At 61.5% G+C, this 16,416-nt stretch carries 10 protein-coding genes and 3 pseudogenes; 6 read left to right on the top strand and 7 right to left on the bottom strand.

From position 1 onward, the window contains the following. Positions 1–67: 67 nt before the first annotated feature. From OMK73_RS08365 to OMK73_RS08340, 6 genes and pseudogenes are all read right to left on the bottom strand, one after another. The gene (locus tag OMK73_RS08365; protein ID WP_267601611.1) at positions 68–1,426 is read right to left on the bottom strand and encodes an MFS transporter; all 1,359 of its coding nucleotides are present in this window, start codon (positions 1,424–1,426) and stop codon (positions 68–70) included. An 87-nt stretch (positions 1,427–1,513) separates the two neighbouring features. Continuing rightward, complete coding sequence (locus OMK73_RS08360; protein ID WP_267601610.1) at positions 1,514–2,509, bottom strand: hydroxymethylglutaryl-CoA lyase; 996 nt, start codon at positions 2,507–2,509, stop codon at positions 1,514–1,516. Then, positions 2,506–3,723, bottom strand: a complete 1,218-nt coding sequence (locus tag OMK73_RS08355) for a CaiB/BaiF CoA transferase family protein (protein WP_267601609.1) — start codon at positions 3,721–3,723, stop codon at positions 2,506–2,508. Before OMK73_RS08355 ends, OMK73_RS08360 begins: the two co-directional genes overlap by 4 nt. 46 nt (positions 3,724–3,769) lie before the next feature. Further along, positions 3,770–4,408, bottom strand: a complete 639-nt coding sequence (leuD, locus tag OMK73_RS08350) for a 3-isopropylmalate dehydratase small subunit (RefSeq protein WP_267601608.1) — start codon at positions 4,406–4,408, stop codon at positions 3,770–3,772. Further along, positions 4,408–5,840 (bottom strand): annotated as a pseudogene (gene leuC / locus OMK73_RS08345) (3-isopropylmalate dehydratase large subunit). The gene leuD and the pseudogene leuC overlap by 1 nt, the downstream one beginning before the upstream one ends. Positions 5,841–6,022: 182 nt before the next feature. Further along, positions 6,023–6,940 carry a LysR family transcriptional regulator gene (locus OMK73_RS08340; protein ID WP_267601607.1) on the bottom strand — a complete coding sequence of 306 codons (918 nt, stop codon included), beginning with the start codon at positions 6,938–6,940 and terminating at the stop codon, positions 6,023–6,025. A gap of 257 nt (positions 6,941–7,197) precedes the next feature. On the opposite strand from OMK73_RS08340, the gene OMK73_RS08335 reads away from it, so the two are divergent. The 6 genes and pseudogenes from OMK73_RS08335 (at position 7,198) to OMK73_RS08310 (ending at position 13,174) form a co-directional block, all read left to right on the top strand. Then, positions 7,198–8,247, top strand: a complete 1,050-nt coding sequence (locus OMK73_RS08335) for an IS30 family transposase (RefSeq protein WP_267601606.1) — start codon at positions 7,198–7,200, stop codon at positions 8,245–8,247. 546 nt (positions 8,248–8,793) lie between these two features. Further along, a complete protein-coding gene (locus OMK73_RS08330) occupies positions 8,794–9,081 on the top strand; it encodes a phasin family protein (RefSeq protein ID WP_267601605.1) in 288 nt (95 codons plus the stop codon). A gap of 722 nt (positions 9,082–9,803) precedes the next feature. Further along, positions 9,804–10,264, top strand: a pseudogene (locus OMK73_RS08325) (excisionase family DNA-binding protein). A 2-nt stretch (positions 10,265–10,266) separates the two neighbouring features. Beyond that, a complete protein-coding gene (locus tag OMK73_RS08320) occupies positions 10,267–10,839 on the top strand; it encodes a PIN domain-containing protein (RefSeq protein ID WP_267601604.1) in 573 nt (190 codons plus the stop codon). 411 nt (positions 10,840–11,250) lie between these two features. Next, the gene (locus tag OMK73_RS08315) at positions 11,251–12,651 is read left to right on the top strand and encodes an ISNCY family transposase (protein ID WP_267601603.1); all 1,401 of its coding nucleotides are present in this window, start codon (positions 11,251–11,253) and stop codon (positions 12,649–12,651) included. Positions 12,652–12,736: 85 nt separating this feature from the next. Beyond that, the gene (locus OMK73_RS08310) at positions 12,737–13,174 is read left to right on the top strand and encodes a hypothetical protein (RefSeq protein WP_267601602.1); all 438 of its coding nucleotides are present in this window, start codon (positions 12,737–12,739) and stop codon (positions 13,172–13,174) included. 255 nt (positions 13,175–13,429) lie between these two features. Here the strand turns inward: OMK73_RS08310 and OMK73_RS08305 are convergent. Beyond that, positions 13,430–16,341 (bottom strand): annotated as a pseudogene (locus tag OMK73_RS08305) (Tn3 family transposase). Positions 16,342–16,416 lie beyond the last annotated feature (75 nt).

Genomic DNA, 16,416 nt, shown 5'->3' with positions numbered 1-16,416 from the left:
GATTCGACATCGCTATTTGCACCAGAGCCTGTTTGTCATACCGATTTTTCCGATATACGCCGATCAATCATTCCGGCATCCCCTTGCCGCGGGTCTCCGGCAAGAACCACGGGATGACGATTCCCAGCACGTAGCACGAGCTCATGATGAGCGCCGCATGCGCAACGCCGCCGAACGCCTTGATCATCGAGCCTGAAATGATCGGAAACACCCACGCAATCAGGCGTGCGGCGTTGAACACGAAGCTGATCGCGGTCGAACGCACAGTCGGCGTGAACAGTTCGCATGGATAGATTGCCATCCACGCATACGCGCAACCAAGGGTAAAGAACCCGTTGATCGGCGCGATGATCAGCATTCCGCTGAGAGTCGCCGTGTAGTGATAAGTGATGATCGTCGTGATGAGCGCGCCGACGAACGTCATGCACAGGAACGCCCGTCTTCCGATCGCGTCGACGATGAAGCCAGATGCCAGATAGGCGACGATCGCGCCCGCGGTATAGATGATCGAAATCCGCGACTCCCAAGCGGCGGCGTCGAGCGCCCCCGTCCCTTTAGCCAGTGAAACGGTGAATGTAGGCAACCAGCTCGAGATTGCCCACCAGCCGGTCGTCGCAACGATCGACAGGAGCGTCGTCAACAGTGTGCGGCGAAGCGCCTCTCGCTCGGTGAACAGCTGCGTGAGCGTAAAAGGGCGCTTGTCTTCCTTGCCCGCTCCGGAGACGGGACGGGGGCGATCGTCGGAGGTCGCGTTCCAGCGCTTTTCCTTCACCGCCTGTTGCCACTTCGCGGATTCGTTCAACCCACGACGCAGATAGAGCACGAAGAACGCAGGCAGCGCGCCGACAATGAACATCAGCCGCCACGTCTCTGTCCCCAGCGGCTGCGTCGATGCAAGCGCGTACCAGACGACGGCCGCGAGCAGCGTGCCCCAGCCGAAACCGGACTGCAGAATGCCTGCACCCTTAGCACGAGCGTGTTCTGGCCAGGTTTCAGAAACCAGCGCGACGCCCGTGCTCCATTCGCTGCCCATCGCGAGCCCGGTCAGAAAGCGCAGCGAGCACAGCACGACAAAGGTGTTGGAGAAAGCGGTCAGCCCGGAGAACAGCGCGTACAGGAACACTGACCAGAGCATCATGCGTTTGCGCCCGACGTAGTCCGCCAGGATGCCGCCAACCATGCCACCCACGCCCCACCCGAGCAATGTGATGCCGATGATTACCCCGGCGTAGACGGGCGTCGATTGTGCCTGCGCCGGTGTCAACACCGATTTGAGCATCGGCGCGAGAACGACGACGAGCGCGAGCGCCTCGAAGCCGTCGAAGATCCAGCCGAGGAAGCTTCCGCGCAGCACGCGCCAGTGCGTGGGCGTCAGGCCGTCGTACCAGTGCGCCTTCGGCGGCTGCGCAATGTGGGTTTCTTGCATGATGGTGTCTCCTGAAGGATGGTGTCTCTACGATCTCTTTGGTGGCCTCCGGGCGAGGCCCCGGTAAATGTACAAAGTAGGTGGTGTTCAGCTTCGCGGTCGAGCGGCGGTGTCCCGTTGCAACGCTCGCTCGCGAATCGCGGCGAAATCGGCCGGCAGCGGATGCAGGTCAAGCCGGCGCCCTGCCTTCACGATCTGGCTCGGGGTATCGTGCCCGATCAGCGATGGCAGGCGCCTCGCCGCGGCAATGAGCGCGCCGAGATCGACGCCTGTGTCGTAGCTCATCAGTTCCAGCGCGTGCACGATTTCCTCGCTGCATACGTTGCCGCTGGCGCCCGGCGCATAAGGACATCCACCGATCCCTCCCAGCGACGCGTCGAACCGGTCAGCTCCCGCATCGATGGCAGCCAGCACATTGGCGAGGCCCATGCCGCGCGTGTTATGGAAGTGCAGCGTGAGTTCGATGCGTGGCCACCGTTCGACGAACTGCGCCGTGAGCCTTGCGACCTGCTGCGGGTAGGCCATCCCCGTCGTGTCGCACAACGTGACGCCCTGCGCGCCGGCCTCATCGATGAAGCGCTGCGACCACGCGAGCACGGTGGCCTCGGGAACATCGCCTTCCATCGGGCATCCGAATGCGCAGGACAGCGAAATATTGACAGGCAGGCCGGCGTCGCGTGCGAGGGCGGCAACCTGCATTAGCCCGTTGAACGACTGGTCGCGCGTCATCCTCAGGTTCGACAGGTTGTGGCTTTCGCTGGCTGAAATCACAAGATTCAGTTCGTTCGCGCGCGCGTCGATCGCCCGTTCGGCGCCACGTACGTTCGGCACCAGCGCGGTGTACACGACACCCGGCTTGCGCTCGATCTCGCGCAGCACGATTTCGGCGTCGCACAATGCGGGGATCGCTTGCGGCGACACGAAAGCTGTGACCTCTATCTTGGCCATGCCGGTGTTCGAGAGCGCGTCGATCAGCGCGATCTTGTCGCGCGTCTCAACGAACGCGCCTTCCGACTGGAAACCATCGCGCGTTCCGACCTCTTGCATGTAAATACGCTGGTGTTCACCGTTCCAGATGTTCATGCTATTGCTCCTTTTTCACGCAGTTCGGCAATCCGCGTGTCGGACAGGCCGATCTCACGCAGTACGTCATCGGTGTCGTCACCGAGCTTCGGCGCCGACGAGCGCACGGAACCCGGCGTGCCCATCAGTTTCGGCACGATGCCGGGCACGTCGACTTCATAGCCGTCGCGCGTGGACTGCCGCAAGATCATGTCGCGTGCACGGTAGTGCGGATCTTCGGCAATATCCCGTGCCGTGTAGATCTTTCCTGCGGGCACGCGCGCGTCGGTCAGCGTGGCCAGCACATCTTCGGCCGAATGTTGCGCGCTCCACGCTTCAATCGCATGATCCAGTTCGTCGACGCGCGCGACACGCCCTGCGTTGTTCGCGAGAGCCGGGTCCTCGGCGAGGTCGTCGCGGCCGATCGCCGTCATCAGCCGCTTGAAGATGCTGTCGCCATTTCCCGCGATCAGCACATAGCCGTCAGCACACCGATACGCATTGGACGGCGCGATGCCGGGCAACGCACTGCCGGCGGCTTCTCGGACAACGCCGAACGCGCTGTACTCGGGAATCAGGCTTTCCATCACGTTGAAGACAGCTTCGTGCAGCGCGACATCGATGACCTGTCCCTTGCCGCCGTTCGCGTCCCGGTGATAGAGCGCCGTGAGCACGCCGATCACGCCATGCAGCGCGGCGAGCGTATCGCCGATCGAGATACCGCAGCGCACGGGCACGCGGCCGGGCTCGCCGGTCAGATGCCGCAGCCCGCCCATTGCCTCGCCGATCGAGCCAAATCCGGGCAGATCCCGGTACGGACCCGTCTGGCCGTACCCGGAAATGCGCAGCATGATGAGCCGCGGGTTGAGTTCGGACAGCTGCCCGTAATCCATCCCCCACCCTTCCAGCGTTCCGGGCCGGAAGTTCTCGATGAGCACGTCGGCCTCGGCAATCAGTTTGCGCGCGATGTCCTGGCCGTCGGTACTGCGCAGGTCCAGCGCGAGCGAGCGCTTGTTGCGCGACTGCACCTGCCACCAGACTGAGGTGCCATCCTTCATCAGCCGCCAGTTTCGCAGCGGGTCGCCAGCGCCCGGAGGCTCGATCTTGATGACGTCTGCGCCGAACTCGCCGAGCGTCTTGCCGGCAAACGGACCGGCGATCAGCTGGCCCATTTCGATCACGCGCACACCTTTCAGCGCGGCGGGCGAGGTTGGAAGCGAAGGTTGACCACTCATGATGAAGGCTCCTGAAATTGCGGTTGGCGCGTGAGGGCGCTTTGCCTCAGCTGAAGAGCCAAGGCTCGTGGGCGCGGCGGGTACGCTCGTACTCGCGGATACGCTCGGCTTGCTCGAGCGTCAGCGCGACGTCGTCCAGCCCGTTGAGCAGGCGGCGCTTGCGTTCGGGTTCGATGTCGAAAGGGATTGGGTCACCGCCGATGGGCCGAATGCACTGGGCTTCCAGATCGATCGCCAGGCGCAGGCCTGGGGTGCGGGCAATGAGATCGAACAGATTCTGGACAATGCGTTCGTCAAGCTTGATCGGCAGCATGCCGTTCTTGAAGCAGTTGCCGTAGAAGATGTCGGCAAAGCTCGGTGCGATCAGCGCGCGGATGCCGAAATCCGACAATGCCCAGGCGGCATGCTCCCGGCTGGATCCGCAACCGAAGTTGTCACGCGTGAGCAGGATCTGTGCGCCCGCGAAACGGGGCTGGTTCAGCACGAAATCGGCATCTGGCCGGCGGGTCGACACGTCCTGGCCCGGCTCACCGTGGTCGAGATAGCGCCACTCGTCGAACAGGTTAACGCCGAAGCCGGTGCGCTTCACCGATTTCATGAACTGCTTCGGGATGATCGCATCGGTGTCGACATTCGCGCGGTCGAGTGGCACGACGAGTGCTTCCAGTTTGGTAAAGGGCTGCATCAGAGGCCTCTGCGGGAAACGTCGACGAAGTGACCGACGATGGCTGCCGCGGCGGCCATCGCGGGACTAACGAGGTGGCTGCGACCACCGGGGCCCTGACGGCCTTCGAAGTTGCGGTTGGACGTGGAGGCGCACCGCTCGCCCGGATGCAGGCGGTCGTCGTTCATGCCGAGACACATCGAGCAGCCAGGCTCGCGCCATTCGAAGCCTGCCGATTTGAAGACGACGTCAAGACCCTCGGCTTCGGCCTGCGCCTTGACGAGCCCCGAGCCAGGCACCACCAGCGCGAGCTGGATGGTAGGCGCGACGTGTTTGCCCTTCACGATGGCCGCGGCCGCGCGCAGGTCCTCGATGCGCGCATTGGTGCATGAGCCGATAAAGACCTTGTCGAGCGCGATGTCCGTGAGCGGCGTGCCGGGCTCGAGACCCATGTACGTCAGCGCACGTGTCATGCCGGCGCGGCGGACGGGATCTGCTTCATTTGACGGGTTGGGGACCGTGTCGTCGATGGATACCACCATTTCGGGCGACGTGCCCCAGGTGACCATCGGCCGCAAGCGCGTCGCGTCGATGTCGACGATCTTGTCGAAGCGGGCGCCCTGATCGCTGACAAGCGTGCGCCAATAGGCCACCGCGGCATCCCCGTGCGCGTCGCGGGGCGCAAAGGGCGGCCCTTGACATAGTCGATCGTGACGTCGTCGACGCCGATGAGTCCGACCCGGGCACCCGCTTCGATCGCCATGTTGCACAGGGTCATGCGGCCTTCCATCGACAGGGCGCGGATCGTGCTGCCCGCGAATTCCATCGCGTAGCCGGTGCCGCCGCCGGTGCCGATCTTGCCGATGATCGCGAGCACGAGGTCCTTGGCTGTGACGCCGAGGGGCAGCGTGCCCTCGACGTGCACGAGCATCGACTTCATCTTCTTGACCGACAGGCATTGCGTCGCCAGCACGTGCTCGACTTCCGACGTGCCCACGCCGAACGCCAGCGCCGCAAATGCACCGTGGGTGCTCGTGTGGGAGTCGCCGGCCACGACCGTCATGCCCGGCAGCGTCGCGCCCTGTTCGGGACCCACCACGTGGATGATGCCTTGCCTGGGGTTGCGAATACCGTACGACGTAATGCCGAACTCGCTGCAGTTCTTGTCGAGTTGGGCGACCTGGATGCGCGATAGCGGGTCCGCGATCGCGTCGATGCTCGTGCGCTCCGATGCCAGCGTGGGCACGTTGTGGTCAGCTACCGCAAGCACCGTCTCGGGGCGCCAGGGCTTGCGCCCGGACAGACGAAGCGCTTCGAACGCCTGCGGGCTCGTCACCTCGTAGACAAGGTGACGGTCGACATAGAGCAGCGTCGGACCGTCAGGTGTTTCCGCCACGACGTGGCTTTGCCACAGTTTGTCGAACAACGTGCGGGGCGTACTGGCTAACTCCATTGCGGTGTCTCCATGCATTCAGATGAAGGAATGATTCTTTATCTGCTCTTCCGCCATGACTGGCTGGAGTGTGCTTGATGGAGAACGATTGTCCGCGGGAGGTGCCGCGGTGGGAATGCAATAGTGGGGAAGCGAGCTTTCACGAACCGCGAAAGCGGCCGCGAGGCAGGTCCCGTCAGTTGTCAGTTGGTGGAAGCGGTATCCGGCGTTGAACGGATCAGGTGATTGACGAGCAGGCGCGCTGGCTTCGGCAGTGCATTGAGATCCCGTGCGCAGATGAGCAGGTCCCGGTCAGCCCATTCTTCCGACAGACCGATCTTGCGCAAGCCCATCGAGCACAGGTGCGGACGTACCGCTGCGTCCGGCAGCACGGCGATACCGAGCCCTGCGTCCACCATCCGGCACATCGCGTCGAAGCTGCGGACTTGAATCCGCAGCTTCAACCGTCCGCCCGACACGCTGGTAGCGAGCTGAAGCCGCTTCGCAAGTGACGTGTTGTGCGTCAGGCTGACAAAGTCGAACTCGAGAGCGTCGTCGAAGCGCACCGACTTGCGCCGGCCGAGCGGATGCCCGTCTGGTACGACCAGCACCAGACGATCGCGGCGGTATAACGTGGTTTGAAGACCAAGCGTCGGCATCTGGTCGGCCATGATGCCGAAATCGGCGTGTCCGTCGACCACCGCCAATGCGATCTGCTCGCTGTTTTGCTCTTCAAGCTCGATGCGGATTTCCGGATTCGCGGCGGCGAACGCGGCAATGTCCGACGGCAGGAACTGCGTGACCGCTGAGGTGTTGGCCCACAGGCGAACGACGCCCACAACACCGGCCGCATAGTCCGACAGATCGGCGGTCATCAGGTCCACATCGTTCAGGATGCGCTGCGCATGACGCTTGAGCGCCTCGCCCGCCGCGGTGAGCGTAATGCCGCGGGAGTGTCGCTCGAATAGCTCCGTGCCAATTGCGGACTCGAGGTCCGCAATTCTCTTGCTCGCAGCACCTATCGCGAGATGGGCGAGCTCAGCGCCTTTGCTGATGCTGCCGCTGCGAACAACGAGTGCGAAAAGTGAGAGTGAGACGAGATCGAGACGATGGAGATTCATGCCCTGATGCTCCGGCCGTGGCGATACGTCAATTATGGCGCACCGAGCACGCTGTGCACTCACCAAGCGTCATTCCTGCTCGGACATCGGGTTCGAGCGCACGCGCAGTAGAGTTCACTTCGGTGCTGCGTACCGCCATCTCGAAAACTCGCTCGGCCACGATGTTGTCGGGGCTTATATCAAGAGCTCGCTGATTGGTTAACCCATGGCGGCCTCAAATCTGAAGTGCAACACCTTGCTTCGGGTAAGGTGCTCCGATGCAAAGCAGAACTTCGTACCAACAACTTCAGCCTGAGGAGCGCATGACGATTGCGAGCATGAGCCAGAGCGATTCGAGTGTGCGGGCCATGGCCCGCACACTCGGGCGCTCGGCGGGCACCGTCAGCCGTGAACTGAGGCGAAACAGCTGTGCGCTGCGTGGCTACGCGAGCCTGCCGGCGCAGGCCATGAGGCAGGCGCGGCGGGTTCAGGCGCGCCCGGTAGCGAAGCTCGATCCGCAACACGCTCGGTGGGGCGCGGTGCTGACTTTGTTGGATTGGAAGTGGTCGCCGCAACAGATCGCCGGTATCCTTAAGCGAGTGTGGCCCGAGGACCCCAGCATGCATGTATCTCACGAGACGATCTACACGGCCATTTACGCGCAGCCCAGGGGCGAGTTGCGCCGCCAGCTCATCGCCTGCCTGCGCCATGGCCGCAGCACACGCATGCCACGCAAGCGCGGGGTTGATCGACGCGGGCAGATTCCTGAGATGGTCAGCATCCATGTGCGCCCGCCCGAGGTCGAGGACCGCGTCATGCCGGGCCACTGGGAGGGTGACTTCATCAAGGGCGCGGGCAACAAGTCTTCGGTGGGCGTGCTGGTCGAACGCAGCAGTCGTCTGGTGCTGTTGGCCAAGATGGATGACGCTACTGCGGCCTCGGCGCTGGCCGGCTTTTCTGCCAAGCTCAATTCGATTGCTGAGCCGCTGCGCCAGAGCCTGACGTACGACCAGGGAAAGGAGATGACGCGCCACAGTGAGCTCAGCGCCAACACTGGCGTCAAGGTGTACTTCTGCGATCCGCACAGCCCCTGGCAGCGCGGCACTTGTGAGAACACCAACGGGCTGCTGCGCCAGTACCTGCCCAAGGGCACCGACTTGTCCGTGCACACACAAGAAGAACTCGACGCAATTGCCGACAGCTTGAACAAGCGACCTCGTGCTACGCACGCGTTCCACTCCCCACTGGAGGTGTTCGCTCGTATGCTCAAACAAGTTTCTCACCCCCAACTTCAATTCACTGACGCGGGTGTTGCACTTGGGACTTGAAACCGCCAATGAATTCTCCCGGCGCGGGATTGATGCCCGGGGGTCAAGACCTTGCAAAGAGGTCGCAGTCTCAACCGCACAGGCCAAGCGCCCGGCGCGGCGACGGTAGTGAAGCTCCCCAGCAGACCGAACGTATAAGGCATCGGAGACAAGGATGCTGAGTCCTCATGAATTCGCCACATTGATCCTACTCAGGCAGGAACGGGATCCGCATGACCTGGATCCCGTGGATCTTGACTCCCTGCTGTGTCACCAGCTCGTCATGCTGGAGAAAAGTCCCTCTGGCCAAGCCTTCCCTCGCATCACACACCGCGGACATTCGATTCTTGACGCCGTCGGGCGGGGCCGCTAAGGCACCGTCCGCTCGTAACGTATTGCGGCCTTCCTGCCCTCGGCGATCCTGCGGACCGCCGAGGGCAGGTTGCGTGCGCTGTCGCCTCGCCAGGTGAGTCGCTCCCAGCAGTTGGCCGATCCAACCACCCTATCGCGTCAATCCGGCGGCACGCTGCCCCAAGGACGTGCAGGGGCCAACTCAGGAGCCATATCGTGCCTACCTTGCCCACCGAACAGATTGCGGCTGTGCCGGCCGCCAATCTCGACATCCTGTTCGATCTGACGAACACGATCCTTTCCGCCTTCCAGAAAGTGATCGAACTAAATTTGCAGACGATGAAATCGGCCTTGACGGAAACGGACGAACCCACGCGGATGGCCTTCTCCGCCAACGATCCGCAGCAACTGCTGGTTGTAAGCGAATCTGTTGCAGCGCACTGGCGAGCAGGCACCGTCAAATTGACGTCAACAGTACGATATCGCCTCTGCCACGCAAGCTGAATTCGCGAAGGTCGCCGATGCACAATACGAAGAGAACAAGCGCAAGATGCACGACGTCATCGACGGCGTCGCGAACGGCGCTCCGGCTGGTTCGGGGGTCGCCGTGTCCGCCTGGCAATCGCCGATGGCCGCGACGACCACCCTATACGAAATCGGATCCGCGCCTTGCTCTTGCAAGCGAACAACTGGCGCTGGTACACCTTGAGCCGTTCCACCACCAGGTCTCGCTCCGTCGTCGCCACACGCGAAGCTCACCGCGCAACACATCGCGCTTGGTGGGGTCGTCGTACTTTTTGCGCAAAATCTGGCGGTTTTGATCCGAAAACCCATACGGATCAAGGACTTGCTAAATTGCCTGCCTCGCGAAAGAGGTGGGCCTGCGGAGCCTTGCTGCAACCGGCCCTCTGGGCAATCACCGCCAGATTTTGCGTAAAAAGTACGGATACCCCTACTTACGCGCCATTCGACCTCTCGCACATGCCGCAATAGGCGCATTTTCGAGAGTGTCGACTCGTAACTCTTATATGTGAAGTCGCACCATCCCCCGTCACCCTGGAGGATGGGTGTCGTATACGACATTTCCCACCGTCAAGGTACGCCGATCATAGGAAGGACTTCACACCAGGATTTTCTTGTCTCAGTCCGGTCGCAATTTCGGATATTGCGATTTCGATTATTTCGAATTACAATGCTCCCGTACTCAGACTGAGCCGGAGAATTTCATGAATGTGACCATCAGCAATACGGCGCTGCCTTCGGCAGATGAGAGCGCTATTGCCCGTGAGTCCAGCCGTAGCCTTGCGGTGGTCCTGGACAACCGTTCTGAAACGCAGCAATTTGACTTCAAGACCGACAAGGGAGAGATGCGCAGCGTCACCCTGCCGACCTCGGCGCTGAAGCTTCTGGTTGAAGTGCTGGCCGAAATCGGGCAAGGGAACGCTGTTTCGATCATCCCAATCCATGCCGAGTTGACCACACAGGAAGCCGCAGACCTGCTCAACGTTTCGCGGCCGTATCTGGTTCAACTGCTGGAAAAGGGGAAATCCCGTTCCGGAAGGTGAACACGCATCGACGCGTGCTCTATCAGGACGTGGTTAGTTATAAACAACGCATCGATGAAGCGCGACGCAAGGCGTTGGACGAGCTCTCCGCTCAGGCACAAGAGCTTGACATGGGCTATTGAGCATGGCGTCTAATTTCGCAGTTGTATACGATGCCTGCGTTCTTTATCCAGCCCCATTGCGAGACCTCTTGATGCGCCTTGCGCTGACGGACTTGTACCGTGCCAAGTGGACGGACCGAATCCATGATGAGTGGACGAGCAATCTATTAGCGAAGCGAAAAGACCTCACAGAGCAACGGCTGGCACGGACACGTGCACTGATGAATCAGAATGTGCGTGAGTCGCTGGTCGCCGGGTATGAGCATCTGATTGCGTCCGTCGTTTTGCCCGATCCAGATGATCGGCATGTGGTCGCTGCCGCCATCCATAGCGGGGCCGAAGCGATCATCACGTTTAACATGAAGGACTTCCCGAAGGCGGCGCTCGACAAGTTCAACATCGAGGCGATCCACCCAGACGATTTCATCGTGGATCTCCTTGACCTGAACGCAGGCAAAGTTCTCGCCGCAGTGGCAGAACACCGTGCATCGCTCAAGAACCCACCGAAATCTGTCCCCGAGTATTTGAGCACTTTGACCGCCCAAGGCCTTACGCAGACGGTTTCCATCCTTACACAATTCGGCATGGCGGTCTAACGCGCTCGGGTCGGGTCAATGCGCTGGCGACGAAGCGATTGTTCGGGACGTCCAACTCCACGCGGGAGATACCCTCGGGGCTCATCCTCTCGGACATCACCGCCTGGGTCCGAGTAGCAATCTGCGCAGGCTTGCGCGTTGCTGCCAACCCCAAGACCGCGGCTGGATATCGAGCCGTGGGCGGCGTCGCTGCCTGCAGGCTTTCGCGGCTGTCGGGGTCCCATTCAAACCAATGGGATCGCCGCACTCATTGTTATATAGCATAACAATTTAACATAATAACGATTATGCCTGGACATAGCTGTAGCGGCAAAGTTGTAATGTCCGGTTTCAGCAAAGTTGAAATGTCCGCCTGAGGCGCCCTTCATGGTATTCAGCCTGCCCGGTTGAATGCAATGGAGACGCCAGAGGATGGCTAGACTCGAGGTCATTACAGTAAGCATGCGTGAATTAGACAGGCTCAAGACCGTCCAGGCGGTCGTGGATGGTCAGTTGCGGCTCGGCGTGGCCGCCGAACGGTTGGAGATCACGGATCGGCAATTCCGGCGGCTGCTGGAACGGTACAGGCAGGAAGGCCCGTCCGGACTGGTGTCCCGCAAGCGCGGCCGGCCCAGCAACAACCGCATGCCGGCGGGCCGCGAATCCGTGGCCCTTGGGCTGATCCGGGAACATTACGCCGACTTCGGCCCGACGCTGGCCTGCGAGAAGCTGCGCGAGCGACATGGACTGACCTTGTCCAAGGAAACGATCCGCCGAATGATGGTGGGCGCCGGGCTTTGGGTTCCACGCAAGCAGCGCCCGCCCAAGATCTACCAGCCACGCAACCGGCGCGCCTGTCTCGGTGAACTGATCCAGATCGATGGCTGTGACCACCGCTGGTTCGAAGACCGGGCGCCGGCGTGCACGCTGCTGGTCTATGTCGACGACGCCACCAGCCGGATCATGGAGCTGCGTTTTACCCACTCGGAGGCCACCTTCACGTACTTCGCCGCAACGCGGGCCTACCTGGAGCGCCATGGCAAGCCCGTGGCGTTCTATAGCGACAAAGCCAGCGTATTCCGCGTCAACAAGCCGAGCGCGACCGGTGGTGACGGGCATACCCAGTTTGCCCGGGCCTTGTTCGAACTGAACATCGAGGGTATCTGTGCCAACAGCAGCCAGGCCAAGGGCCGCGTGGAACGGACCCACCTGACCCTGCAGGACCGACTCGTGAAGGAACTGCGCCTGCGTGGTATCAGCACGATGGAGGCCGCCAACGCCTTTATGCTGGAATTCATCGCCGACTACAACGCACGCTTTGCTAAGGTGCCGCGCAACAGCCACGACGCGCATCGGCCGCTGCGACCAGATGAGAATCTGGATCTGATCTTCACTTGGCGCGAACCGCGCTGCGTGTCCAAGAGCCTGACGATTCAGTACGACAAGATGCTCTACCTGCTTGCCGACACCTCGGAGCATCGCAAGCTGGCCGGTCGCTATATCGATGTCTATCACTACCCGGATGGACGCATAGAACCGCGGGCGAATGGCGCCGCCCTTCCCTACGCTATCTACGACCGGTTGTCGGAAATTGATCAAGGTGCGATCGTCGACAACAAGCGGATCGGACACGTCCTGCAGATGGCGCAATACGTTCAGGAGAAGCGTGACAACCGGCGCTCTCAGGCTGTGCCAAGCACGGATGGAACACCGCGCAAACGCGGCAGGCCGCCCGGCAAGAAGGCCCAACGATCGCTCGATCAGAATGACATGCTGGAAGCGCTGCAGCGGTTGCAGAAGCAGCCATGGCCACTCAACGGAACCGACAACTGATTCGCTAGTTGTGCCATTCCAACAGGATCATCTCTAGCGCTCTTCTATTCGTGGCATGCTTCTAGATCTACAGCAAGGGGGAAGCATGCCACGTCCGCTCTGGAAGCAGGATTTCATTCGTTGGTTAATAGCACTCTCGCCAGCGCTTCTGATCTTGTCAGCAACCGCAGCTACGGATGCACGCCCACAGATCTACGTCGGTTTTTACAAAGACCGCGGAATGCTCGTCCTCTATCCCAACAACCCGAGGACAGCAAGGATCTTTCTAGACGGCGACTTCGGCGAGAACGTGACGCACATAAGTTGTGGTGGCCACATCGAGACAACAGCTAAGCGGATTGGAGAAGACACCTATATTGCTGCCGAGCAAAGTACAGACAAATATTTCTCCGACCAAGTCTGCAGACTAAGAATCAAAGTGACGGGGCGCCGTGCGATTGTCTCAGAGGAGTCTTACGGGTGCGCACTCTGGCGTGGCGCATGCGCATCGTTCTCTGGCCATGCGCGCCGTGTCTTTCCCTAAAATCCCGCCCCGGCGGAAAGCGCTGCCGCCAAGCTTCAACCCGGACATTTCAGCTTAGCTGAAGACCGGACATTTGAATTTAGCTGAGAGGGCGACATTTCAGAACGTCCTTGACAGTAGCTTTGATTTCGGTGCAATTTGCGACGGTTCGCAAGCCCAGCATCAGCGCGGACGTGTCCTCGTAAGCTATTGATTAATAGAGGATTTCTGTTTGGCCATCGATCAACCGCAAACGGCGTCATTGCGAGTTCGATTTCAGCCCGCAGCGCTTGTTTTGGGTGCAGTTTGTGACGGCAGTAGTTGTCCGACGTAGCGCTCAACTGGGAAGCGGAAGACGCCCCGGAGATTGATGCCCTCTAGCCGTGTTGGGGCGATTCGCCCGAACGACTCGGGTGCCACGGGCTGCCGTCGTTTCACTTGCCGATCGAGCACTGTCTGCATCTGACCGGTATTCCACGCCATCACGATGTTAGCCAGCAAGCTTAGCGCGTCGGCGACGGCCTGCATCTCGTCGGCGCGCCTAGCCTGCGTGGGGGCGACTCGGCCTGTATAGATCGCCCGCTTTAGCGAGTTGACCGCCTCGCCGCGATTAAGCACGCGTAACAGCTCACGCCGGAACCCGGCATTGACGAAGTAGTCGGCAAGGAACGCGGTGCGCAGCAGCTTGCCTAACTGCACGCCGGCGTCATAGATAGGGTCGCCCCGTGCGGCCGAGCCGAATCGCGCTAGGGCTGCCACAGCGCTGGCGTGTCCCGACATCACGGAGGCTGTCAGGTGCACCAAAGGGTCCCACTGCGCCTCGATCGCAGCCAAATCCACATTGGCGAGACACACGGATGCGATCTCATCGGGAACAGCAACGCCGCGAGGTACGAAGAGACGACGCTGCTTGAGTTCTCGCAGTCGGGGACACAGGTCGAACCCAAGAAGCCTGGCCAGCGCCATTGCGAAGTCGGTATAGCCATGAGTGTCGACCGCCAATTGTGTGGTCTCGATTCGCTCCTGCCGCACAACGCCCTCGATCGCCGCGCCGGCCTGCCTTTCGTTGAGCACAATCGGCTGGGCGTGAAAGATCCCCCACCGATCTCGGACGTGAGTGTAGATACCTACCGAGGCGGTGTGGCGACGTGGGTCTTGCCGTGCCTGCCAGACGCGCTGGCTTGTCTCCAGGCTCATCATGTCCGAGGAGGCGAGATCCGACCGGCCCCAACTCGCCGCGATCGGATGGCGGTGCATGAACTCCAGAACTGCCTTACAGGCCTGAACCAGCCGCCTCTCATCTCCCGCCCAGCGCATGGCGTGGCGGATGCTCGTGGCTGACAATTGTGGAATCATCCTGGCACACTCGGCCGCCGTCAGACTCGTGCCATGCGCGAGGATGCCAGCGTAGACCATCAACAGTTCCTGCACAGACCGGGGCTCGCGGCCGAGCATGATCCAGCTGAAGCGCGTCTGGGCGTCCACTGCCAAGATGACCTCCGGCAACTGAACATCGCCGATGTGGTGGTCAAGGCGGGTCCGCAGCCTTGAGACCTCGGGATCCTCTTCCTGTGCCGCTAGCGGTGCCAGGTGCAACTCGTCATCGACGCGTAGCGTGCCGGCGCGCGTCGCTACCGCGACCGCGGCAATGCCTGTGCGCACGCGCTCAAGCAACGGCCCGAGAAAGTCGGCAGCTTGGGCTGGCAGCGACAGCCGCGTATAGTGGCGCCGAGCTTCAGCCTGCCAACGCTCGGCTGGCAGGAACAAGCGCTCGCGACCTCGGAAGCTCAATGAATGCTCGATCCAGACTGAGCCGTTGCGAACGGCGCGGCGCAAGGCAAACAGGGTGGCGACTTCAAGTGCCCGGAAGGCGCGCTCGCGATCGGCACCGCTGATCGCATCGAGCCAGGCTGGCCCTAGGCAAGGGGCGGTCACGTCATCGGGTAAGCTTCGAACGGCCTTCGCATACAGGTGGCGCAGCTTGCCCAGAGCGTCAATTACCGGGTGTTCGCCGGTGGCTTGCCAGGGCAGCTTGGCGACGGCGACCAGTAACGCGCGTACGGGCCTGATGGCGTCGATCAGCCGCAGCCTGATCGCAGACGACCGGCTCGGTGTGCGCTGAGTGCGCTTGTCGGCCACCAATTGGGCCAGATGCGGGCGCAGCTCGGCATCCGGAATACTCCCATCGCTACTCAAGCTGGCCAGCTCGTCGAGCAGTTGCCGGTATTGTGCGGCCCAGTCGATGGGAGCCTTCACACCCTCCGCGCTCTGCCGCCATAGATCTGCCACCCGGCGCTGAAACATGAGGATCAGCTGGTCAGTGGCAGTGAGCAGGCAATATCGCAGGAAGCAGCCCAGCTCGACGGTGCGTGCCGGCTCCTTAATTCGTGCGCTGAGCGATGGGGACCGCGCCGCCAAGCGACGTGCAAAACGGCGCACCAAAACATCGTTGAGACCGAAACGATGGCGGTCGACGCCAATCTCGACTAGCCACTCGATACGTTCGAGCACTTCGGCGAACTGTCGCGTCGAGTGCTTCGCCGGGACCGCCCACAGCCAGTTCTGGACGTGCTGACCATCCGGTCGTGCTTGTTCCATTGCGGCTAGCCATCTTCGCCATGTCGCGGGAGGTACCGCCGAATGGATCGAGGCGCAGGCACCGGACTCAAGCTCGGTCAATGCCGCTGCGACAAGGCTTCGGATGGCGCGCTCATGCACGATGATCAGTCGATGCTGATACAGCCACTGGTGCGCATATGACAGCAGTCGGTCCCGATCGGCGCAATGCAGCACTTCATCACGCAGCGCCCGCACAAGGGCTCGACGTTGATGTACCGTTATCCAACGAAACCCGAGCGTCTGGCAGGCCAGCAGTTGATGGTCGGAGAGCGTTCGCCCACGCGCGTAGAGCGCCCGCAAGGACGCTAGATCCGGCGTATTGATGCCGAGTTCCGTGCCGAGGTGGCGAAGCAGGACTGGTGGCAGGATACTGAACGCATCCAATAGGCAGCCGCTCATGCGCAAAAAGCCAATGTGCAGCGCCAGGCCCAGCTTCATCGTTGGGCCGCGCCGTCGCCCGATCAGTTCGTGCTCGGCGTGGCTGTATGTGAAGAACGTCTGCAATTCGAAATTGCTGAGTTCACGCGGCACCTCGCGCGCGCCCAAAAGGTGCTCTGCCAGCCTTGCATCTCGTGCGCCTCCCGTGCCTAGGGCCAAACAAGATACGCCAAGCAGAAGCGAACAGCAAACCTCAAAAAATCAAT

Origin of the sequence: Cupriavidus sp. D39 (assembly GCF_026627925.1) — a bacterium.
GTDB classification, from domain to species: Bacteria; Pseudomonadota; Gammaproteobacteria; order Burkholderiales; family Burkholderiaceae; genus Cupriavidus; species Cupriavidus ulmosensis.
Note: the sequence above shows the minus strand (reverse complement) of the source record. Positions and strands in the feature narration are given on the sequence as shown.